The 22,499-nt window shown below is 47.5% G+C and carries 15 protein-coding genes; 14 read left to right on the forward strand and 1 reads right to left on the reverse strand.

Annotation, left to right across the window (positions count from 1 at the left end; all coding sequences use genetic code 11):
• Positions 1-61: 61 nt before the first annotated feature.
• From ABUA31_RS08465 to ABUA31_RS08500, 8 genes are all read left to right on the forward strand, one after another.
• Positions 62-2,353, forward strand: a complete 2,292-nt coding sequence (locus ABUA31_RS08465) for a S8 family serine peptidase (protein WP_349818788.1) — start codon at positions 62-64, stop codon at positions 2,351-2,353.
• Between the two features lie 15 nt (positions 2,354-2,368).
• Positions 2,369-4,495 carry a HelD family protein gene (locus ABUA31_RS08470; protein ID WP_161172081.1) on the forward strand — a complete coding sequence of 709 codons (2,127 nt, stop codon included), beginning with the start codon at positions 2,369-2,371 and terminating at the stop codon, positions 4,493-4,495.
• A gap of 386 nt (positions 4,496-4,881) precedes the next feature.
• Positions 4,882-5,463, forward strand: a complete 582-nt coding sequence (locus ABUA31_RS08475; RefSeq protein ID WP_243869271.1) for a TetR/AcrR family transcriptional regulator — start codon at positions 4,882-4,884, stop codon at positions 5,461-5,463.
• Between the two features lie 102 nt (positions 5,464-5,565).
• Positions 5,566-7,050, forward strand: a complete 1,485-nt coding sequence (locus ABUA31_RS08480; protein WP_349818787.1) for a DUF6937 domain-containing protein — start codon at positions 5,566-5,568, stop codon at positions 7,048-7,050.
• Positions 7,051-7,067: 17 nt separating this feature from the next.
• Positions 7,068-8,081, forward strand: a complete 1,014-nt coding sequence (locus ABUA31_RS08485) for an alpha/beta fold hydrolase (protein ID WP_015533688.1) — start codon at positions 7,068-7,070, stop codon at positions 8,079-8,081.
• Between the two features lie 19 nt (positions 8,082-8,100).
• Positions 8,101-9,552 carry a glycoside-pentoside-hexuronide (GPH):cation symporter gene (locus tag ABUA31_RS08490; RefSeq protein WP_349818786.1) on the forward strand — a complete coding sequence of 484 codons (1,452 nt, stop codon included), beginning with the start codon at positions 8,101-8,103 and terminating at the stop codon, positions 9,550-9,552.
• 11 nt (positions 9,553-9,563) lie between these two features.
• Positions 9,564-12,053: an alpha-galactosidase gene (locus ABUA31_RS08495; RefSeq protein ID WP_349818785.1), complete on the forward strand. Its 2,490-nt coding sequence runs from the start codon at positions 9,564-9,566 to the stop codon at positions 12,051-12,053.
• A 199-nt stretch (positions 12,054-12,252) separates the two neighbouring features.
• Positions 12,253-12,654, forward strand: coding sequence for a Fur family transcriptional regulator (locus ABUA31_RS08500; RefSeq protein ID WP_015533691.1), 402 nt, complete (start codon positions 12,253-12,255; stop codon positions 12,652-12,654).
• 111 nt (positions 12,655-12,765) lie between these two features.
• On the opposite strand, the gene ABUA31_RS08505 is transcribed toward ABUA31_RS08500, so the two are convergent.
• On the reverse strand, positions 12,766-14,322 hold the full coding sequence (locus tag ABUA31_RS08505) for an asparaginase (RefSeq protein WP_349818784.1): 1,557 nt from the start codon (positions 14,320-14,322) through the stop codon (positions 12,766-12,768).
• 319 nt (positions 14,323-14,641) lie between these two features.
• On the opposite strand from ABUA31_RS08505, the gene ABUA31_RS08510 reads away from it, so the two are divergent.
• From ABUA31_RS08510 to mfd, 6 genes are all read left to right on the forward strand, one after another.
• Positions 14,642-15,910 carry a glucose-1-phosphate adenylyltransferase gene (locus ABUA31_RS08510; RefSeq protein WP_022217270.1) on the forward strand — a complete coding sequence of 423 codons (1,269 nt, stop codon included), beginning with the start codon at positions 14,642-14,644 and terminating at the stop codon, positions 15,908-15,910.
• Between the two features lie 2 nt (positions 15,911-15,912).
• Positions 15,913-17,037, forward strand: a complete 1,125-nt coding sequence (gene glgD / locus ABUA31_RS08515; protein WP_022217271.1) for a glucose-1-phosphate adenylyltransferase subunit GlgD — start codon at positions 15,913-15,915, stop codon at positions 17,035-17,037.
• A 79-nt stretch (positions 17,038-17,116) separates the two neighbouring features.
• The gene (spoVG, locus tag ABUA31_RS08520) at positions 17,117-17,377 is read left to right on the forward strand and encodes a septation regulator SpoVG (protein ID WP_015533695.1); all 261 of its coding nucleotides are present in this window, start codon (positions 17,117-17,119) and stop codon (positions 17,375-17,377) included.
• Positions 17,378-17,528: 151 nt separating this feature from the next.
• Positions 17,529-18,263, forward strand: coding sequence for a sugar phosphate nucleotidyltransferase (locus tag ABUA31_RS08525; protein ID WP_022217273.1), 735 nt, complete (start codon positions 17,529-17,531; stop codon positions 18,261-18,263).
• A 43-nt stretch (positions 18,264-18,306) separates the two neighbouring features.
• Entirely contained in the window at positions 18,307-18,864 is a 558-nt protein-coding gene (pth, locus tag ABUA31_RS08530) for an aminoacyl-tRNA hydrolase (protein WP_015533697.1), read from the forward strand.
• Positions 18,865-18,876: 12 nt separating this feature from the next.
• A complete protein-coding gene (gene mfd, locus ABUA31_RS08535) occupies positions 18,877-22,443 on the forward strand; it encodes a transcription-repair coupling factor (protein WP_117550884.1) in 3,567 nt (1,188 codons plus the stop codon).
• The last annotated feature ends 56 nt before the right edge of the window (positions 22,444-22,499 follow it).

A 22,499-nucleotide genomic window follows, 5' to 3' on the forward strand; every position in this document is an offset into this window, starting at 1 on the left:
GTTATACTAAAAGATAACTATGTGGTTTAAAGAGCTGTTTTTATATACAGGAGGAATATAGGTGAGAAGGAAAAGGTGGTCGTACCTGATTGCCTGTGTGGTGCTGGCAGGTGGGCTGGCAGCGCCTGGCACATATACCAAGGTGTACGCGCAGGATTATGAAAATGTAGAATACGTAACCAGTGTGTCAGAGCTTAGAGATTCCATGGACGAAGCTGATGTGGTAAACTCGGCCGATGTGATGGATAGGGGAGCGGATGTCGACGCCACGGCAATGTACAGCAGTGAGTCAGCCGACATATACAGTCTTCGCAGGATCATATTGTATACAGATGAAGTGCCGGAGACCTATGGCGCGACAACAGTCATCTGTTATGACAAATACGATTACTATGTGCTTGGCTACGATACCGAGGAAGCGACGAAACAGGCATACGAAAAGCTTCAGGAAGAGTACGAGCCTGACAAATGTATGCTTGATCAGGTCATATATTCAGAAGATGTGCTAGCGGATTCAGATTTGGATTCAAATTCGTATGCTGCACAGCGGAACGTTGATGCCATGCTTGCCGCATCGGAGACATATAAGGCTGTAAGCTGGGGCACAAGGTACATGGGAATGGACAGGCTCAAGGCGGAGGTGTCAGAGTACAAGCTGGATGCTAAGGTAAATGTGGCGGTCATAGATACCGGAGTTAATTCCTCGGATACTCTGTTTGAAGGCAGGATAAATGAGGAAGGAAGTATGAACTGCTGCGAGGGCGAAGACCGGAGCGACTACGGAGACAACATGGGACATGGAAGTCATGTGGCGGGTATAATAGCGGATGCGACACCGGACAATGTCCGGCTCACGATCATCAAATGTTTCACAAGCCGGGGAGCAACAACAGTGTCAACGGTACAGCAGGGAATCATGGCTGCGCTTGACAGCGGTGCGGACGTGATCAATATGAGCTTCTGCTTCTATGGTAAAAATGCAAGTGACAACACCAGGTCGAAGCTTGACGAATTGTTAAAAAGTGCAAAAGAAGATGGCGTCATCATGTGTGTGGCAGCAGGCAATACGAATAGCACTGTGAACAACTGGGAGATCAGCGACGTGGAAGGTGTGTCATATCCTGCGGACAGCAGTGATGTGATAACAGTGTCGGGGCTTATGCAGAAGGCTGGAACGGAGGAGACAGCAGACATGATATCGACGGATGCGGTGAAATTTGACGATAGCTATTCTTACTATGGAAATGCCGTAGATTTTTCCGCTCCCGGAACGAAAATAACATCGGCGTGGAAGACCGGAACAAATCATGGGTTTTCCACTTCAGGAACATCCATGGCGGCTCCGCATATATCAGCGGCGGCGGCCTACGTGAAGCTGGCGGAGCCAGAGCTTGACAGTGACCAGTTGAAGAATAGACTTATCTCATATTCCGTGGATCTGGGAACAGCGGGAAAGGATAAATACTACGGTTACGGTTGTCCATACATGGCGGATTATTTTGCTAATACATTTGGCGGAAAACATCCGGAGACAAAGGTCGGAACCTGTGCGGTGGAAAGTCTTGGAAATGCGAAGGATGGACTGAGACTGTCGTGGACTTCGGCGGATAATGCAAGTGGGTATAAGATATACAGGAAAACTGCGACAAGCGCATACAAATGTATAGCTGAGATAAAAGGTTCAGGAGTCAGAACATACACTGACAAGACTGCGGCGGCTGGAATCAGATACAGATATGCGGTGAGGGGCGTGAACGGCACGGCCGAGGGACAGCCGGCGGCTACAAAGGCACTGGTCAGACTTACCCAGCCGAAGTACAACGTGAAGAATGCATATTCCGGCGTGAAGGTATCCTGGAACAAAGTAAAGGGCGCGAGTGGATACAAAATATACCGCAAGGCACCGGGGCAGAACGGATGGAAGCAGTACAAGGTGCTGTCAGCGGGAACGCTCACATTTGTCGATAAGAATATGACTAATTACAGAAACTATACATACACGGTCAAGGCGTTCAAGGGTACTTCTGCAAGCTCGTATGATACTGCGGGGGTCAGGTTGTACAGGATGCCGGGATGCAAGGCGAAAACGGTCAGATCAAATTCCAGAAAGACGATGGATGTAACATGGAACAAGGTCAGGTATGTCAGCGGGTATCAGATTCAGTACAGTACATCGTCGAAATTTGACAGATATAAGGTGGCAACGATAAATAAGTCCACAAAACTCAGACGCAGGATAAGCTCTCTGTTCTCAGGAAAATATTATTATGTGAGGATGAGAACCTACAGAAGAGTTGGCGGCAAGACCATTCATGGCGGTTGGAGCAGTGTACAGCGCATAAAGGTAAAATAGTGAAAGGCAGATAAGATGGCAGAAAATAAGGATTTGGAAGGATACAAGATCTCCACGATGGAGGATGAAGAGGATTATTTTGACAATGTGGAGATGGAGCTCGACTACAGCATCAGTATAACTGAGGGTTCCATGGAGCTTGGAAAGGACAATATAAAGGAACAGAAGAAGTACATGCGTGACAGCCATGGAGACATGGACGACGAGGAGTTCCTGCAGAACATGCAGTCGGTGAACAATGATGAGGCGTTCCTCAGAAGAGCTGCGAAGCGCCTGGAGGTGTATGAGCACCAGAAGAAGGTGCCGTACTTTGGCAAATTTGTATTCAAATATAAAGATGACGAAGAGTATCTCACGGTATATGTGGGTATGAGCGGTTATCAGTCAGATATGAATGGGCAGCAGCTTGTGTACGACTGGAGAGCACCTGTATCCTCTATGTATTATGCTTATGAAAAGGGACCGGCATCCTACAATGTCCATGTGGATGACATGGAAGATGACGAGTTTTCTGGAGACATAGTGGAGAAGAAACAGTTTCTGGTGTCAAATGGCAGACTTAAAGACGCGGTGGATACTGACTCCAACATCAACGACGCCATATTGCTGGAGGCCCTTGGCGGCAACAGTGGTGTGAAGATGAAAAATGTGGTGGCTACCATACAGAAGGAGCAGGATGCGATCATAAGAAACCGCACGGCGTATAACCTTATAGTGGACGGCCGCGCCGGAAGCGGCAAGACGGTCATAGCCATGCACAGACTGGCGTGGCTGTTGTACAATTACAAGACACTTGAGAGTGACAATGTCATGATACTGTCTCCAAACAGTATATTTGGCGATTATATATCAGAGGTTCTCCCGGAGCTCGAGGAGAACAGTGTGCCTGAGAAGGAATTTGACAGTCTGCTTGAGGAGCTTCTTTTCATAGAGGAGGAATATGAGAGCAAGCTGGATCAGTCGGAGTTCATTATAGACAGCGGCGATCAGGACAACCAGAGGATGAGAAATATCAAGGTCAAGTCGTCCATCTCTTTCTACGACAGTTTCAATGAGTATCTGGACAGGTATGTGTCAGGTATAAAGTTCAGAAATTTCCACTATCAGAAGGTGGAGTATACAGGCGAGGATATAGCTGCCATGTTCAATGGAAGATTTGCAAGAAAACCTGTGTATGAGAGATTCGAGAACATAGCATACTTCATAGTAGACAGGGTGGAGGATAATTCACCAAAGGAGTTCCCGGACGAGAAGAAGCGTAATCTGGCAAGGCAGATACAGAAGCAGATGGTAAATTTATTTGCAGAGAGGAATCTGGTTGAGTTGTATGTTGGATTCCTGGCGGAGATGGAGAAGAAATATCCGGGTATATCGGAGTACAGAAATGAATATGGAAAGATATGCTATGAGGATATCCTTCCTATACTTTACCTGCAGGTGTATTTCTACGGATGTCATTCCTACAACAATATCAAGCACCTCGTCATAGATGAGATGCAGGATTACAATATATTCCAGTATGCGGTGATAGACAGGGTGTTTGGCTGCAAGAAGACTATCCTCGGCGACAGGTATCAGGTACTCTTCTATGATCCTGAGGAGACTGTTGTGGATGTTCTGACGAAGATATTTGCAAAGAGGAACGGACAGGGCGGCTATGAGCTCAAGGAGCTGTTCGCGTCGTACAGATCCACGGCGGAGATCACCGAGTTCTGCAACGGTATACTTGGCGGAGAGGGCGTAGGCGGCAACACTGTGGAGAGACACGGCAGGGTGCCTGAGGAGATACAGTGTGAGTCACTGGATGAAGCTGTGGAGTTCATAAATGACAAGCTGAGCTACGGAGACATGGACGCCTACGACAACATAGCAATCCTGACAAATGACGAGGCAGACGCCTACGAAGTGTACAAACAGCTTTCCGAGTACACCGAGGTGACGCTCATCACCAATCAGTCGGTTGTCTATGCGGGCGGTGTGGTCGTACTTCCAAAGTTCCTTGCAAAGGGAATGGAGTTCGATGCAGTGTACGTCATGACGGACGGAACCTACGACGGAAGCATGGTCACAAGACATGCGCACTATATAGCCTGTACGAGAGCACTCCATGAGCTGTATGTGCTTGATGTGGAGCAGCCATAGGAGTGATACAAAGACAGAAATATTATATCTAGAAATATTTTTCGGGAAAATCGCGATTCCAACTGAACATATATGATGTACTATACGGCATTTCCGCTTTGGGAGATGCCGTATTTTTTATTGTTGCTATATGGCAGATGGTACGCCTGAGCAGAAATGTAATTGTGAGTGTCAGAACTCTGTAAATTATTCGCCAGCTAATAATTGAGATTTGTGTTGATTGTGCAAAAATTATACATAAAACGAGATAACGTATTTTTATTGTTGCAATATCTACAAAGAAATGTTATCATTAAGGAAACGAGAAAACTAAAAATAGTTTCTGAGTTTCCTGAGCGGGAAGCATGTACAGGAAGCTGACAGGTACGGATGGACAGGAGGGAGTTATGGACGGAGAAGCACAGCAGCAGCTTAAATTGAGGATATATGAGGCGACCATAGAGGAGTTCCGGGAGAAAGGGTTCAAATTCACCATGGACGATATGGCAAGGCGACTTGGAGTGAGCAAGAAAACCATATATCAGGTCGTCAGGGACAAGGAATCATTGTTCTTTGACACGGCGACATATATATACGAGCAGATCAAGAGAAGTGAGCAGGCGGTCATGGATGACGACCACCTGACCACTGTGGAGAAGATAAAGGCGATACTCATAGCCATGCCGGACAGCTACAGCGAGCTGGACTGGAGGCAGATATACCAGTTGGAGAATTCATATCCACGGATATTTGCCCGGGTGAGAGTAATGATGGAGCAGCAGTGGGATAATACCATAGAGCTTCTGAAGCGCGGAATTGCCGAGGGTGTTATAAGGAATATTCCGATTCCGGTCATCAAGACGATGTTCGAGGCCACGCTTGAGAAATACATGGAGACTACAGTCCTGATAGACGCGGGACTTACATTTGACGAGGCGGTGCAGTATACACTTGATGTACTTATGGATGGCATATCCTGTAAGGAGTAGGAACCGCTATGAATGAAGTGATTATATGGAATTGATGCCCGCGGCCGGTTTCATTCACCGGGGCGAGATGGGCGGTATATATAAAAGACAGGAGGTTGTGTTATGGGTAAGAGATCTGAGGTTGTATTTGGCAACAGGATGAGCGGTCAGGTCGTCAAAAAGGCGGAGAACTCCAAAGAGAGATTTGTAAAAAGATTCGGTGATGACAGTGACGTGGATTATCCTCTTGCAGTTGTGAAGAATCCGTATATTGGAGATACTCTCGGTGTCTCCAATATTGTGATCGACGGCGGAGTCAGTGATTATGCGGATGCCGGTGAACGTGAGGCGTTTGACAGGGACAAAGGAATCATAGTTGGCAATATCAGGATGGGATTCGGACACTACAGGATATCCATGGCGATAGCATCAGCGGCCAATCATCTGGGATACAAGCCGTACTGGATGGATCTCAATTCCTACAGTGAGACCACTGGAGGAAAGGTCATAGAGGCGCAGAATAAGCTCTATTCCCTGGGATCCAGGATCTCTGGAAAGAGTAAGGCTTTCAACAAGGTGGTGTGGGAGCCTATGAATTATGAGGGCTTCAGGAAGTTGTCATACAATGCCTCGGATCAGATGAATGCGGAGCTCATGACACCCGTATTCGGGAATGTTCCGAAGGATATCCCGCTTGTGGCGACACATGTGTGGCCTGCCCAGGCGGCGGTTCATGCAGGGATGAAACATGTGGTGAATGCAATCCCTGACAACTGGCCTATGGCGCTCCACCTTGCGGAGGGAAGCCTTCACACGGTTCAGACCAGATCGGCATACCTCGGATACAGGACCCTGAACGGAATGCAGGGCGACGAGGTGCTTAAGCCTATGCCCGGTGATTCAATCAGATACGTTGGACACTATATAGACCATGAGCTGGTGGCAGCCATAGAGGAGGACTGCGACAGGAGAATAGAGAGAAGAAAGAAAAAGGCACCGATGCGTTTCCTTCTCACCATAGGAGGTGCCGGAGCACAGAAGGATATATTTGCAGCTATCATCAGGACGGCGCTTGCCAGCGTGAATAAGGGCAACATGGTCCTGTATGTAAATGTGGGCGACTATATGAACGTGTGGGAAGAGCTGGTGAGAGAGATACCCGCCATGGAGAGCCTTGTCACTACACATTTCGATGACTGGAGCGACACCACAGCATTTGCGGATAAGGCACTTAAGGAAGAGGTGTACGGAATACACGCATTTTGCCATGAGAATATATATGAGGCTGTGTACTGCACCAACCTTCTCATGAGAAGCTGTGATGTACTCATAACGAAGCCGTCTGAGCTGGCCTTTTATCCAGTTCCAAAGCTGTTCATCAAGAGAGTTGGCGGGCATGAGCAGTGGGGGGCGATACACTCGGCGGAGATCGGAGATGGAACACTGGAGTGCCGTGATATACCGCACACTCTACAGATGATGAAGCTGTTCATGCAGGATGACAGCATACTCACAGATATGTGTGAGAACATAAAGCGGAACAAACTGGATGGAATATACGACGGAGCGTATGAGGTCGTAAAACTGGCGATGGATATGAAGAACTGAGAATGGAGGGTTACATTATGTATAAGGTAAAGAAGAAAGAGACATTTATACCATCATCAAATGGCAAGGACAAGCTGCACGTTATCGTGTGGGAGCCACAGGGCGAGGTGCGGGCGATACTTCAGATATCCCATGGAATGATAGAGCTGATAGACAGGTACGACGAATTTGCGAGATATCTTGCTGCGAAAGGCTTCGTAGTTGCAGGAAATGATCATCTGGGACATGGGCTTACGGCGGCAAATATGGATGAACTTGGATATATGAATGCCTACGATGCGAGCAAGGCAATAGTCGCGGATCTTCATAGAGTCACTAGAAGTCTGAAGAAGGCATACAAAGGAGTACCGTTCTTCCTGATGGGACACTCTATGGGTTCATTTATGGCGAGACGATACATGAGTGACTACGGCTGGGATCCAAAATATCCGTCACCTTACACGGAGGGCTCAAGTGTGGACGGCTTTATCTGCATGGGAACTGGAAGCATGCCTGAGTATATGCTGCAGATCGGAAGACTTGTGTTGGAGCTTGAGAAGAGTCAGCACGGCGAGAGATACAGAAGTACCCTCATGGAAGTGTTGGCATTTGGAACATACAACAGGGGTATCCCGAAGACCACTATCGTGGACGGTGAGGTGAGAAAGAGGACGAATAAAGACTGGGTGAGCCGTGACCCGAAGCGCGTGGATGCATATGTGGATGATCCGCTGTGCCAGTTCTCATTTACCCTGAAGGGCTACGAGACGCTGTTCAATACACTCCACTATATACAGGAGGACAGGAACATAGCGAAAATACCGAAGAATGTGCCGGTTCTGTTTGTGTCCGGTGACAGGGATCCTGTTGGACATTACGGCAGGGATGTTCTGAAGCTCTACGAGTTATACCACAAGAGAGTTTCGCACAATGTGGCATGCTATCTGTATGAGGACTGCAGACACGAGATACTGAATGAGCTGTGCAGGGATAAGGTATTTGACGATATTGACAAGTGGCTTGAGACAAGGCTTGCAGATATAAAAGGTTAGGCCTTTAAGGAGGTTATATATGGGAGAAAATTCACAGGATAATACACAGAACGGCGCACCTGCGGGCGGCCTTCAGAAAAAGACAAAGATAGCCTACGGAGTAGGGGCCGTGGGAAAAGACATGGTGTATATGCTGGTAGCCAGCTATATACTGTACTACTACAATTCTGTGCTTGGTGTCAGCTCAGTGTTCATAGGAACAGTGCTGATGGTGGCGAGAGTGTTTGATGCATTTAACGATCCTATCATGGGTATCGTGGTGGCAAAGACCAGAAGCAGATGGGGAAGGTTCAGACCGTGGATATTCTCGGGAACCGTGCTGAATGCGGTTGTCCTCTATGCGATGTTCGCCGTGCCGGAAAGCATGGGAGCTGGTGGGATGAAGGTGTTTCTGACAGTGACATATTTCCTGTGGGGAATCACATACACGTTGATGGATATTCCGTACTGGTCCATGATCCCTGCCATCACTGAGCCGGGCAAGGAGAGGGAGAATCTGTCTGCACTTGCAAGATCCTGCGCGGGCGTGGGTTCTGCCATCCCTACTGTGCTTACTATGATAGTAGTTCCAGCCATCAGCGGCGCAGCCCTGGCGGCGGACAAGCTGAAGATCACGGATTACCGCATCGGCTTCAAGTGGTGGGCTCTTCTGGTTGCAGTGGTGTTCGTCATCTCGGAGGCCATTTGCGTGGCAAATGTAAAGGAGAAGGGTGACACAGTAGTGGAGTCCCATGGCATAGGTGAGATGTTCCATTCGCTGGTGACAAATGACCAGGCTCTGGCGGTGGTCATAACCATCGTGCTCGTAAACTCTGCACTCTATATAACAAGCAACCTGCTCATATATTTCTTCACATATGACATAGGAAGTGAGAGCGGATATGCGCTGTTCTCCGCATTTGGCGGCGGTGCGCAGATACTTGCTATGATGCTGTTCCCGCTCTTTAGAAAGAAGATGTCCAAGAGAAAGCTGTTTGTACATTCGGTGGTATATGAAATCGTCGGATATGTGATGCTGCTTGCCTGCAGCCTTGCCGGTGTTACCCGTATGACGGTGGGCGGAGTGCCTTGTTGGTACGTTCTGTTCATCCCGGGACTTCTGGTATTTGCGGGAAGCGGACTTCTAAATGTGCTGATAACTGTGTGTCTTGCCGACAGCATAGACTACGGAGAGTACAAGAATGGGCAGAGAGATGAGAGCGTCATATGCTCCATGCAGACATTTGTAGTAAAGCTTGCATCGGGAGTTGCAGTGTTCTTTGCCGGACTTGCGATCAAATGGGTCGGACTTATCCAGCCGGCAGATGGAACATCGGAAGTCATAGAGCAGAGCACAGGAACTCTCATGGGACTTTCCATGATGATGACGGTCGTTCCGATAGTCCTTCTAATCATAGGACTTGTATTCTTCATCAGGAAATACAAGCTGACCGAGGAGAGGATGCAGGAGATCATGACGAAACTTAGATAGGAGGAACCGCTATGATCAGATATATAGAAGAACATCAGGTATTCATACTGGAGACAAAGTCGACGCAGTATGCCATGTGCGTGCGCCCGGATGGACACCTTGAGCACCTGTACTACGGTGGCAGGAGTCTGGACTGCGGAGATCAGAATATTGCGGGACTTTGGGATGTGGCACATGACCGCAGCCTGTTCGAGACCGGCAATGCCATAGCGCTGGATGGTGGACTTACCTTAGAAAGTCTGCTACAGGAACTGTCGTCAACCGGCAAGGGGGATGTCAGCGAACCATTTGTCTGTATGACCCATGCAAATGGCAGTACGACCTGCGACTTTGTGTACGAATCATACGAGATAAAAAACGGCAGGGATGAGCTTGAAGGACTTCCGTGTGCGGTGGAATATCATAGGGGGACAGATGGCAGATTCAACACAGTAAATGAGCAGCAAGGCACAGAAGTGGGAAGCGGTGTGGCTGGTGGATTGCAGAGCATACAAGCATATGAGCGACAGAATACAGCGGGCGAGGTAACACAGCTCACCATAACCCTCCGGGACAAATTCTACAGACAAAGGCTTGAGCTAATATATGTCACATGGGATGACTGCGACGTGATAACCAGAAGTGCCCGCCTGACAAATGAAAGCGATGACGTGGAGCGGGTGGACAGACTTATGTCCATGCAGTTTGATATGAGAATGTATCAGGAATATGACATGATACATTTCGGAGGAGCCTGGGCGAGGGAAATGCACAGATCGGTGCACCCTGTAAGGCAGGGAAGAGTGTCTGTTTCATCGTCGACCGGAACTTCGGGCAGCAGGGCCAATCCATTCTTCATGGTGGTTGAGCACGGCAGTTCAGAGGAACACGGTGAGTGTTACGGCTTCAATCTCATATATTCAGGAGACCATATGGAGAGCTGTGAACAGAATTCATATGGACGTATGCGTATACTCAGCGGCATCAATCCGGAAGGATTTTCATTTGCGCTTGAGCCGGGACAGTCATTCCAGTCGCCGGAGGCGGTTATGACATATTCAGATTCAGGATTTGGCGGTGTCAGCAGTCATATGCATGCATTTGTCAGAAGACATGTAGTCAGAGGCCACTGGGCGGATCGGGAGAGGCCTGTTCTGCTGAATAGCTGGGAGGCCGCATACTTTGATATAAATGAGAAAAAGCTGCTGAAGCTTGCAAAAGAAGCAAAGAAGTGCGGCATAGAGCTGTTCGTCATGGATGACGGCTGGTTCGGACACAGGGACAATGACACATCCTCACTTGGAGACTGGCAGGAGAACCGCAGCAAGCTTCCGGGCGGAGTGAAGCAGCTTGCGGACAAGATAAATGCACTTGGACTTGACTTTGGCATATGGGTAGAGCCGGAGATGGTGAACGAGGACAGTGATCTCTACAGGGCACACCCGGAGTGGGCGGTCAGAGTGCCGGGACAGAGCCACGCCGAGGGGCGTCATCAGATGCTTCTGGATCTCACCAATAAGGATGTGAGAGACCATATAGTGGAAGCCATGACAAATGTGTTCTCATCTGCCAATATATCGTATGTTAAGTGGGATATGAACAGGATTATGTCTGACAGGTACAGCCAGACGCTGCCGCCTGACAGGCAGAGTGAATTTGGACACAGGTATGTGCTTGGACTCTACGACATCATGGGAAGACTCACGGAGCGTTTCCCTGAGATATTGTTTGAGGGATGTGCCGCCGGGGGAAACAGATTCGATCTCGGTATACTGTGTTACATGCCGCAGATATGGGCGAGTGATGACACGGATGCCAGGGAGAGGCTTGAGATACAGACGGGTTACAGCTATGGCTACCCTATGTCGGTAGTCAGCAGTCACGTGTCCGGATGCCCGAATCACCAGACACTCAGAGTCACCCCGCTTGAGACGAGATTCGGAGTGGCGGCATTTGGCGTGCTGGGCTATGAGTGCAATCTGTGCGATATGAAGAAGAAAGATCTGGAGGCAATAGAAGAGCAGGTGGAGTTCTACAAGAGACACAGGCGCACATTTCAGTTCGGCGAATATCACAGGATCGAGAATGGCACAGTGTCAGATCTCCGGAGGAATGAGTACCAGTTCATGACGGTTTCCCAGGATGGCTCCGAGGCGGTGTCCTGCTATTATGAGGGACAGGTGATACCGAATTACACTTACAAGCATATGCGGACTAAGGGACTTGACGAGAATGCAGTTTATGTCATGGAGGGCAGAAGCCTGCAGTACAGCGTAAAGCTCATGGGAGATCTCATCAACACTGTTACGCCGGTGCATGTGAAACCTGATTCCCTGACCCAGAGTGCGATAGACAAGGTGGTAAAGCTTCAGGGCGAGAAGGAATATGTAAAGGCGTCCGGTGCAGTGTTTAACCGCGTTGGGGTGAACCTTGCTCCGAACTTTGCGGGAACTGGCTACAACGACCAGACCGCTCTCTGGACAGAGCATGGACTGAGGTTATATACCTTCACCAGACAGTGATATATATGATCACAAGCAGATGTATATATAGAATTGGGGCTCTGGAACATAGTACATTATAAAAATAGTGGAAATAATATCTGAAATGTGTTATCTTGCTCTTATAGAGAACTGTTCCTATTTGAAATGCTAAAAGAAAAATAGTTAGTTAGAACAGCTTTAAATATCTGCATAATAATACCAGAAGGAGGACTATACAATGAGTGAGAAGCGTAACACATGGCAGAAACAGGTCATATACTCTGTTATAAAGGAGCTCAAGACTCATCCTACAGTCCAGAGCCTGATAGATGAACTGGAAAAGAGAGGATATAAGATAGGCAAATCAACTGTGTACAGGGTGCTCTCTGATGCGGTTGATGAGGGAATTGTCATGAATGTGTATTCAGGGGACAAGATGGAGCATTTTGATGGCAATACCGAGAATCACTATCACATACGCTGCAAGGTATGTGACAGGATATTTGACAGTGAGCTTCCATACCAGGATTCCATCACACAGATGGGCGTGGAGGCGGACAGCGATTTCGTCATACTGTCACACAACCTAGAATTCATCGGGATATGTCCATCCTGTAAGGACAGCCTGAAAAGTCTGTGATGGGGAAATGCAAAAGACCGGTACACATAAACGCATATTGTATGCGGTGTATGTGTACCGGCCTTTTTGTATGTGCAGGCAATGCCAAGAGCCTGTATCTTATCTGCTCTGTCAGTCTCTCTTTTTCTGTGAAATGATATTTGCAGATTTTATTTCCTTCTTTATAAATTCAGGAATTGCGGAATTGTCTTTCTGGTCAGATTCAGGTGTGTCCGGCTGCGCCTTAACTGTATGTGAGTTTACACTTATAGGATCCACGCGTGGATTGCTGATAAATGTCTTGTTGGCCGAAGGCTTTACAACTGTCATTCCGAGGATGGACTTCTTGTTGCGAAACTCTCTTTCCTCCTCTGGTGTGCGCTCAGGGGCGGCATCCACCAGATTGCCGTCTCCGAAAAGGTCTATCTCAAAGCTGCTGTCATTTTCCTCCTGCTCATCATCCGTATCGTCATCCAGCGCATCTGTAATTATCGGTTCTGCGTGGATGGAAGTATCCGTATCGTCGTCTGCAAATGCACTGTCGAGATCAGGATCGTATTCATCAGCAAATGCGCTGTCAAGATCAGGGTCATATTTTTCATCTGATTCAGTGTCGCCAAATTCAGAATCGGAGTCGACATACTCCTCAGGCTTTTCAAAAAATGTAGGATCTATATCGAGCTTGAAGTCGACCTCTGAGTGACCCACTTCAATGCCGCAGTCGTTGAACAGCTTGGTCGTGTAGCAGTTTTTCAGCTTCTCGATGAGTTCAGTGTTTTCGTACTTGAGCTGTTCGAGTATGTTTGCGATTATCATTCCCTGATATTCATCCGTCCATCCGTCCTCAAGCTTTACTGCGATACCGAGCTTCATGCTCTTTATCGCCATACATATAACACCCCTGGAGCCGTCCTTCATTATGAGGTCAGGATTCTGGTTGATATAATATGAAGGTGTTCCGTAATCGTTGATCTTCTCAGGATATTTGTGGATGCATGAGAAGTTGTAGTCTATAGTCTCCCGGAGTTCGTTTGACAGGCTGAATGGATCCATGAGCTTTGCGTAGGACATGGCGATGCTTCTAAGTGGCAGTGCAAATACCGGAACTCCACAGCCGTCTATGCCGAGCCCGATCTTGAATGTAGGGGTCTGGCTGAGCATGGATATGAAATTGATTATCTGCTGCTGTACAGGGGAATCCTTGCGCTGATAGCCGTCCGGCTTACCGGTGAGCTCTCTCTGGAGCAACATAAGGCTGAAATGTTTTCCCGAGCAGCAGTGCTGAAGTTTGCTCTGTCCCTGCCTTGGGTGGAGCTTTGACCTGTCGGTGAGCTTTGCCGCCAGCGCTGAAGCTGATGTGGAAGCGCATGGCTTCATGATCATGTCATCGGGATTCAATCCTGTCTTGCGCGAGATCTCCTCCAGCACAAATATATGATGGTTGCTTCCCCAGTGGGAAGAGTTGAACATGGCAACATCCTCGTCGGTGAGGTTGAACCTTCTGTGAAGTCCTGCCAGCAGTGTAGGCAGCACCTGTATAGGCTTGCTTGCGGAACGCATGAAAGTCTGTTTCTCTATGTCGCCAAGGTAGGCGATTGTATCTCCTGTGGATGACACAACTGCGATGGAGCCGCGGTGTGCATTCTCAACAATATTTCCACGGTATTCTTTTACTAATATCTCTGACATATATTCAACACCTCATTTGTATTTTGTATGATTTTCTTCCGATATAGTCATTATATGAAAAAGATATCCGTTTGCAAAATGAAAATTACATAATATATAAGAAAAATATGAGAAATGTAATTGAGTGTAAGTAAGTAATAACTAAAAAATATCGCCTGATACTGACAAAATACATCATTTGTCATATATACCCTGAGTAAAAAATGTTTAAAAAAATCGAAAAATGCGCATTTTTTTTGTGAAAATGCATAAAAAACTTTGATTATTATAAAAAGGATGGTATAATGTCTTTATAATTTTGCATGGAGAGGTGACTTACATGATTAAAAAAGAAATGATCGCCATGCTCCTTGCTGGTGGACAGGGCAGCCGTCTTGGGGTTCTTACATCCAAGCTTGCCAAGCCAGCGGTAGCATTTGGCGGCAAATACAAGATAATCGATTTCCCACTGAGCAACTGTATCAACTCGGGGATTGACACAGTAGGTGTACTTACACAGTACAGACCACTCAGACTTAACCAGCATATCGGAATCGGCATTCCTTGGGATCTCGATAGAAACATTGGTGGTGTCACAGTGCTTCCACCATACGAGAAGAGCAACAACAGCGAGTGGTACACAGGTACTGCCAACGCTATCTACCAGAACATAGAGTTCATAGATTATTACAATCCAGACTATGTTCTCATACTTTCCGGTGATCATATCTACAAGATGGATTATGAACACATGCTTGACTATCACAAGTCCATGAATGCGGATGTGACACTTGCCACATACCAGGTTCCATGGGAGGAGGCAAGCAGATTCGGAGTAGTTATAACGAATGATGACGGCATTATCTCAGAGTTTGAGGAGAAGCCGGAGAACCCAAGAAGCAACAAGGCTTCCATGGGTATATACATATTCAACTGGAAGATCCTCCGCGAGGCACTTGTTACCATGAAGGATCAGCCGGGATGCGATTTCGGTAAGCATATCATTCCATACTGCCATGAGAACGGCAACAAGATATGTGCATACGATTTCAAGGGATACTGGAAGGATGTAGGAACTCTCGGTTCATACTGGGAGGCCAACATGGAGCTTGTCGACATAGTTCCTGAGTTCAATCTGTATGAGGAATTCTGGAAGATATATACGAAGACAGACGCCATACCACCTCAGTACATAGATGAAGCGGCAAAGGTATCCAAGTGTATCATCGGAGAGGGAACCGAGATATACGGAACCGTTGAGAATTCAGTTATAGGCTCTTGTGTAACCATAGGAGAGGGTGCGGTCGTTAAGGATTCGATTATAATGAATGGGGTTACGATCGAAGCTGGTGCCTATGTTGAAAAGGGAATCATTGCCGAGAATGTCAAGGTTGGTGCAAATGCCAAGCTTGGAGTTGGTGAGGAAGCTGTCAATGAGATGAAGCCTAATATCTACGCATTTGGCCTTGTTACTATAGGTGAGAACTCAGTTATACCTGAGGGCGTAACAATAGGTAAGAACACTGCAATATTCGGTGACACAGATCCTTCGGATTATCCGGACGGAACACTTCCGAGTGGCGGTAGTATTATAAAGGCAGGTGAGTAGACATGAGAGCATTAGGAATTATTCTGGCAGGTGGTAACAGCAATAAGCTGGGAGATCTTTCAGCAAAGAGAGCCGTTGCAGCCATGCCTATCACAGGAAGCTACAGAGCAATTGATTTCGCACTTTCCAATATGACTAATTCTCATATTCAGAAGGTAGCGGTATTCACACAGTACAACACAAGATCACTGAATGAGCATCTGAACTCAAGCAAGTGGTGGGATTTCGGAAGAAAGCAGGGAGGTCTGTTCATCTTCACACCTACCATCACAGCAGCTAACAGCTACTGGTACAAGGGAACAGCAGATGCACTTTATCAGAATATCAAGTTCCTCAAGGAGAGCCATGAGCCATATGTAGTTATCGCTTCAGGAGACGGTATCTACAAGCTCGACTACAACAAGGTTCTTGAGGAGCATATAAGCAATGGTGCAGATATCACGGTTGTATGCAAGGATATGGCACCGGGCGAGGATGACATCAACAGATTTGGTGTTATCAAGATGAACGAGGATGGCAGGATCATAGACTTCGAGGAGAAGCCTCTTGTGGCAGGAACCAACACGGTTTCCATAGGTGTATATGTCATAAGAAGAAGACAGCTCATCGAACTCCTTGAGACATGTGCCAACGAGGGAAGAAATGATTTCGTAAGAGATATTCTCGTGAGATATAAGGGTGTCAAGAGAATTTACGGATACAAGATGGACAGCTACTGGAGAAACATAGGAACAAAGGAGTCATATTACAGAGCTAATATGGATTTCCTCAAGAAGGACGTAAGAGACTTCTTCTTCAAACAGCATCCGGATATCTACTCAAGAGTGGATGATCTCCCACCAGCAAAGTACAATGCAGATGCGGTGGTAAATAACAGCTTGATAGCAAGCGGTTGTATCATCAACGGAACCGTTGAGAACTCAGTTATATTCAAGAAGGTATACATTGGAAATAACTGTGTGATCAGGAACTCGATCATACTTAACGATGTCAACATTGGTGATAATTCCATCATCGAGAATTGTATCGTGGAGAGCAGGGATACACTCCGCGCGAACACAGTACATCAGGGAACACCTGAGGACATCAAGGTAATAGTGGAGAAGGATTTCAGATATGCGTTGTAGGATGCATACGGTATAAGTAGTACAAATGACAGTTGCGTGTGGGATCGCAATGTGTGTCAGGGTTAAGGGGGTAATTCAGATGCAGATAACTGATATCAGGATCAGAAGTGTTGAGAAGGAAGGCAAGATGAAGGCGGTTGTTTCTATTACGATCGATGACGAGTTTGTTGTGCATGACATCAAGATCATCGAGGGTGAGAAGGGCATGTTCATCGCGATGCCGAGTAGAAAGGCAGCGGATGGAGAATATAGAGATATCGCTCATCCGATCAATACAGCTACAAGAGAGCGTCTGCAGAGTATGATTCTTTCAAAGTATCAGGAATCTTTGGAAGAGTAATACCAGTCTCAAATAGACATTCAGAGCCAGTGCTAGAGGCGTAAGTCACCAAGCTGATAGCATTGGCTCTTTTTATATGGTCTTGTAAAAAAATATAGTATAAAGTAGAATGTATCTGTTTAGATCCAGATAGAATATGGAGGATATAATAATGGTAAAATCAGTTATACTTGCGGCAGGCAAGGGAACAAGAATGAAGTCAGATAAGCCAAAGGTAGTTCATCAGGTGATGGGAAAACCGATGGTATATTATTCTATAGAAGCGGCGCGCCAGGCGGGTGCAGACGAGGTGTGTGTGATCGTTGGATACAAGGCAGACGAGGTGAAGTCAGCCATAGCTGCCAGTGTCAACGATGTGAAGGTTGACTATGCGCTTCAGGAGGAGCAGCTCGGAACAGGCCATGCGGTAAAGTGTGCTGCAGATTTTATTGGACGTGATGGGGATGTGATCATACTCTGTGGAGATACACCGCTTGTGACAGGGGATACACTCAGAAAAGCACTTGATTTCCACAAGGAGAGCGGGAATGGTGTAACTGTAATATCGGCGATGCTTGATGATCCATTTGGATATGGAAGGATCATAAGGGACGGTGACAGCCTGGCAAAGATCGTGGAGCAGAAGGATGCTGACGAAGCGGAGCAGGCTGTGAAGGAAGTTAACTCGGGCATGTATATATTTGACTGCGCAGCACTTCAGGACGCACTGTCACAGATATCAAATGACAACGCCCAGGGAGAGTATTATCTTCCGGATGCGATAGAGATAATAAAGAAAATGGGGCTTCCGGCTTCCGCTGTTCCGATGGACGATGCTGACCAGATAAGAGGAGTCAACACCCTGGAGCAGCTTGCAGATGCTGAGAAGATCATGGAGAACAGATAACAATAGAACGATCCACCTGGGTGGAGGAAAATGGAGAGACCAAATGAAGATCATAGTTGGACTTGGCAATCCCGGTGCGAAATATGCCGGAACAAGACACAATGTAGGATTTGCGGTTCTGGATGAGCTGGCAGAGAGACATAATATAAGGATAGACACTGCAAAGCATAAGGCACTTATAGGAAAGGGTATAATAGACGGAGAGAAGGTCATACTCGCCATGCCTCAGACATTTATGAATCTCAGCGGAGAGAGCGTAAGGGCGATAATGGACTTCTACAAATGCACGGTTGAAGATCTGATAGTCGTGTACGATGACATAGATCTTGACGTCGGCAAGCTCAGGATCAGACAGAAGGGAAGCGCCGGCGGTCATAACGGTATGAAGAATATCATACAGCATGTTGGCAGCCAGGAATTTGTCAGGATCAGAGTGGGTGTTGGCAAAAAGCCGGATCACATGGATCTGGCTGATTATGTGTTGTCGAGATTTGGAAAGGAAGATCTGGCGAATATAAGAGAGAGCTGCGGTAATGCCTGCGATGCGGTGGAGACCATACTGGCGGATGGCACAGTTGCAGCTATGAATAAGTTTAATTGAGAGTGATGGAGAATGATACGTGTACTTGGTGAGCCATTTGAAAAACTGAATATATATACAGAGTTGAAGGAGTGGCTTGCATCCGGAGATGGATTTGTCAATGTGACAGGTACGACGGGCGAGGGCACGGACAGAGTATTCATGATGCAGGGCTTCGGTGATGACGCATCGGTGCGCCTGATACTGACATATAACGACAGGCGTGCGGAGGAGCTGTACAGCGATATGAAGTTCTACGGAAGGGATGTATATATGTATCCTGCAAAGGATATTCTGTTCTTCAGTGCAGATGTCCACGGCAATGCCATAACCAGACGGCGCATGGAGGTCCTTCGGCGTCTGGCAACGGGAGAACCATGTACGATCATAGCCACGGTAGATGCAATGTATGACAAGATACCTGCATTGTCCTATATGAAAAAATACGTGATAAATATCCATGCGGCACAGTCTCTTGATCTGGATGAGCTTAAGGGCAAGCTGGTGGACCTTGGTTATGAAAAAACTGACAGTGTGGAGGAGCCGGGACAATTTGCCATACGAGGCGGTATCGTGGACATATTTCCGCTGACTGAGGAATGTCCATACAGAATAGACATGTGGGACGATGAAGTCGATACCATCAAGACATTTGATGCGGAGAGCCAGAGATCCATAGAGGATGTGGATGAACTTGTAATTTATCCCGCGGGAGAGATGGTGCTTTCAAAGGAGAGGATCGACAGAGGTATACACAGGCTGGAGGCAGAGCTGAAGCCGTATGCGAAGAAGCTTAAGGATTCATTTCAGACGGAGGCGTATGCCAGGATAAAGGGCGAGATAGCCACGCTGAAGGAACAGCTCACGGAGTTCAGTGCGATATACGGAGTGGACAGCTATGTTGATTATTTCTACAGTGACACGGTGTCTCTGGTGGACTGCCTGCCGGAGGATGCGTACATTTTCATAGATGAGACGAAGAAGGTCACGGAGAAGGCGGATGGCAGTGAGAAGAGTTTTCTTAGCAGCCTGACGCATAGGCTGGAGGGGGGATATATCCTCCCGGGGCAGATGAAGGTTCTGTTCACTTATGATGATGTTCTGGAAAAATGCAGACGCTACAAGGTTGTGGGCTTTGACTCATTTGTGGGTGAGGATGACCGTGTAAAGTATGCTCACCGCGTGGAGATCGAGAGCAGGGAGGTTCACAGCTACAGGAACAATTTTGATGCGCTGGTTACTGATATCAAGAAATGGAAGAAGGACAAATACAGCGTCCTGTTCGTATCGCCATCATCGGTCGGTGCGAAGAGAATGGTCGATAACCTCATGGACAATGACGTCATATGTCATTACCTGAACGACCCGGACAAAGCTCTGGCTGCCAGAGAGATGGCGGTCATGCCGGGAAGGCTCAGAGCCGGTTTTATGATACCGGAGATGAAGCTCATCGTGGTCAGTGAGGGAGATGTGTTCTCCAGCAAGACATCACATTCGCAGGCTTCGAGGAAGAAGCTGCCGCGTGCCGGGGAGATAGTAAAGTCATTCTCGGATGTGAGCGTGGGCGATTATGTGGTCCATGAGAAGTACGGAATAGGTATCTATCGTGGGCTTGAGAAGATAGAGGTCGACGGCGCCTTGAAGGACTATCTGGTCATCGAGTATGCTGAGGGCGGCAAATTATATGTCCTGGCTTCCGAGACGGACAGGATCCAGAAGTACAGGAGCAAGGAGAGCCGAGCCCCGAAGATCAACAGACTCGGTGGCAGTGAGTGGCAGAAGGTAAGAAACAAGGTTAAGGGCCATGTCAGCGAGGTGGCTCAGCATCTTGTAAAGCTGTACTCAGAGAGACAGGCGAGGGAAGGCTTTGCCTATTCTCCTGATTCCGAGTGGCAGAAGGAGTTCGAGGAGACATTTCCTTATACTGAGACTGACGATCAGTTAAAGGCCATAGAGGATGTCAAGGCGGACATGGAGAGCCATAAGATCATGGACAGACTGGTGTGCGGAGACGTTGGATTTGGCAAGACTGAGGTGGCGATCCGTGCTGCGTTCAAGGCTGTCGGTGACAGCAAACAGGTTGCGTATCTTGTGCCGACCACGATCCTTGCCGAGCAGCATTATGAGACGTTCACAGAGCGAATGAAGGATTATCCAGTGACGGTGAGACTGTTGTGCAGATTCTGTACCCAGAAGGAGATAAAATCTACACTCAGAGAGCTGAAAGAGGGCAAGGTGGACATAGTCATAGGAACTCACAGGCTGCTCTCAAAGGATGTGGAGTTCAAGAATCTGGGACTTCTCATAATAGATGAGGAACAGAGATTCGGTGTAAATCACAAAGAGAAGATAAAAGAGATGAAGACCAATGTGGATGTTCTGACACTGACGGCGACGCCTATCCCGAGAACACTCCATATGAGTCTTGTTGGAATCAGAGACATGAGCCTGCTTGAGGAGCCTCCGGTGGACAGGAGGCCGATACAGACCTATGTCATGGAATATGACAGGGAGCTTGCCAGGGAGGCGATTGCCAGAGAGCTTGCAAGGCATGGTCAGGTATACTATGTGTACAACAGGGTCGAAGGCATAGAGAGATTTGCGGATGATGTGAGAAGCCTCGTGCCATATGCAAATGTAGAGTTTGCCCATGGACAGATGGATGGCCGCACGCTGGAGGACATCATGTACCGGTTCAACAAAAAGGAGATAGACGTGCTTGTGTGCACGACCATCATAGAGACCGGACTTGATATACCGAATGCAAATACCATAATCATACACGACGCTAACCTGTTTGGTCTGGCACAGCTCTACCAGTTACGCGGAAGAGTTGGTCGCTCGGACAGAAGTGCATTTGCATTTATGTTCTACAGGCGCAACAAGATGATATCTGAGGTCGCTGAGAAGAGACTTAGAGCGATAAAAGAATATACGGATCTCGGCTCGGGAGTCAAGGTGTCCAAGGCGGATCTCAACATCAGAGGTGCGGGAAGCGTCCTGGGCGAGAGTCAGTCGGGCAACTATGAGGTCGTGGGCTATGACCTTTACTGCAAGATGCTTAATGATGCGGTCAGGGAGCTCCGCGGCGAGAAGGTTTTCCATGAATACGAGACGGAGATAGACCTTCCGGTGGATTCGTTCATCCCTGAGACGTACGTCAAAAACGACTTTGTCAAGCTGGAGCTTTGTAAGAGAATATCCCTCATCAAGAATGAGGATGAGTACAATGACATAGTGGATGAGCTCATTGACAGATTTGGCGACATCCCTGACGAGACAATGAATCTTCTTGATGTGGCACTGTTAAGGGCAAATGCAAATATCTGCTTCATAACCCGTATATGGTACAAGGACGGAGACCTGAGATTTGTCATGTACAACAGGGCTGACATAAATGTAGATGGGATAGATGAGCTCGTTAAGAGTTATTCAGGCAGGATGAAATTTGTCATGGGGGCAAAGCCTGAGTTTATATTGAAGCTTGGACGGGAGGAGAAAAATGATCTTCTCAGAAAGGCGGAATTTGTCGTGGCGGATATGTCCCAGATGTTGATAATGACCCACAGTGAAGAAGACAGTGTGGATAACAAAGCATAGATAGTGAGTTAGAAATATACAGACAGGAGAATACAAAGATAAGGAGGTGCGGTTCA

It is taken from the genome of Coprococcus sp. RTP31081st1_H1_RTP31081_211007 (genome assembly GCF_040227275.1).
Lineage (GTDB): Bacteria > Bacillota > Clostridia > Lachnospirales > Lachnospiraceae > Coprococcus > Coprococcus aceti.

Excerpts from the sequence above, each read along its gene's own strand:
- ABUA31_RS08470 (WP_161172081.1), top strand. The coding sequence starts at position 2,369 with ATGGCAGAAAATAAGGATTTGGAAGGATACAAGATCTCCACGATGGAG.
- ABUA31_RS08475 (WP_243869271.1), top strand. The coding sequence starts at position 4,882 with ATGGACGGAGAAGCACAGCAGCAGCTTAAATTGAGGATATATGAGGCG.
- ABUA31_RS08480 (WP_349818787.1), top strand. The coding sequence starts at position 5,566 with ATGGGTAAGAGATCTGAGGTTGTATTTGGCAACAGGATGAGCGGTCAG.
- ABUA31_RS08485 (WP_015533688.1), top strand. The coding sequence starts at position 7,068 with ATGTATAAGGTAAAGAAGAAAGAGACATTTATACCATCATCAAATGGC.
- ABUA31_RS08490 (WP_349818786.1), top strand. The coding sequence starts at position 8,101 with ATGGGAGAAAATTCACAGGATAATACACAGAACGGCGCACCTGCGGGC.
- ABUA31_RS08495 (WP_349818785.1), top strand. The coding sequence starts at position 9,564 with ATGATCAGATATATAGAAGAACATCAGGTATTCATACTGGAGACAAAG.
- ABUA31_RS08500 (WP_015533691.1), top strand. The coding sequence starts at position 12,253 with ATGAGTGAGAAGCGTAACACATGGCAGAAACAGGTCATATACTCTGTT.
- ABUA31_RS08505 (WP_349818784.1), bottom strand. The coding sequence starts at position 14,322 with ATGTCAGAGATATTAGTAAAAGAATACCGTGGAAATATTGTTGAGAAT.
- ABUA31_RS08510 (WP_022217270.1), top strand. The coding sequence starts at position 14,642 with ATGATTAAAAAAGAAATGATCGCCATGCTCCTTGCTGGTGGACAGGGC.
- glgD (WP_022217271.1), top strand. The coding sequence starts at position 15,913 with ATGAGAGCATTAGGAATTATTCTGGCAGGTGGTAACAGCAATAAGCTG.
- spoVG (WP_015533695.1), top strand. The coding sequence starts at position 17,117 with ATGCAGATAACTGATATCAGGATCAGAAGTGTTGAGAAGGAAGGCAAG.
- ABUA31_RS08525 (WP_022217273.1), top strand. The coding sequence starts at position 17,529 with ATGGTAAAATCAGTTATACTTGCGGCAGGCAAGGGAACAAGAATGAAG.
- pth (WP_015533697.1), top strand. The coding sequence starts at position 18,307 with ATGAAGATCATAGTTGGACTTGGCAATCCCGGTGCGAAATATGCCGGA.
- mfd (WP_117550884.1), top strand. The coding sequence starts at position 18,877 with ATGATACGTGTACTTGGTGAGCCATTTGAAAAACTGAATATATATACA.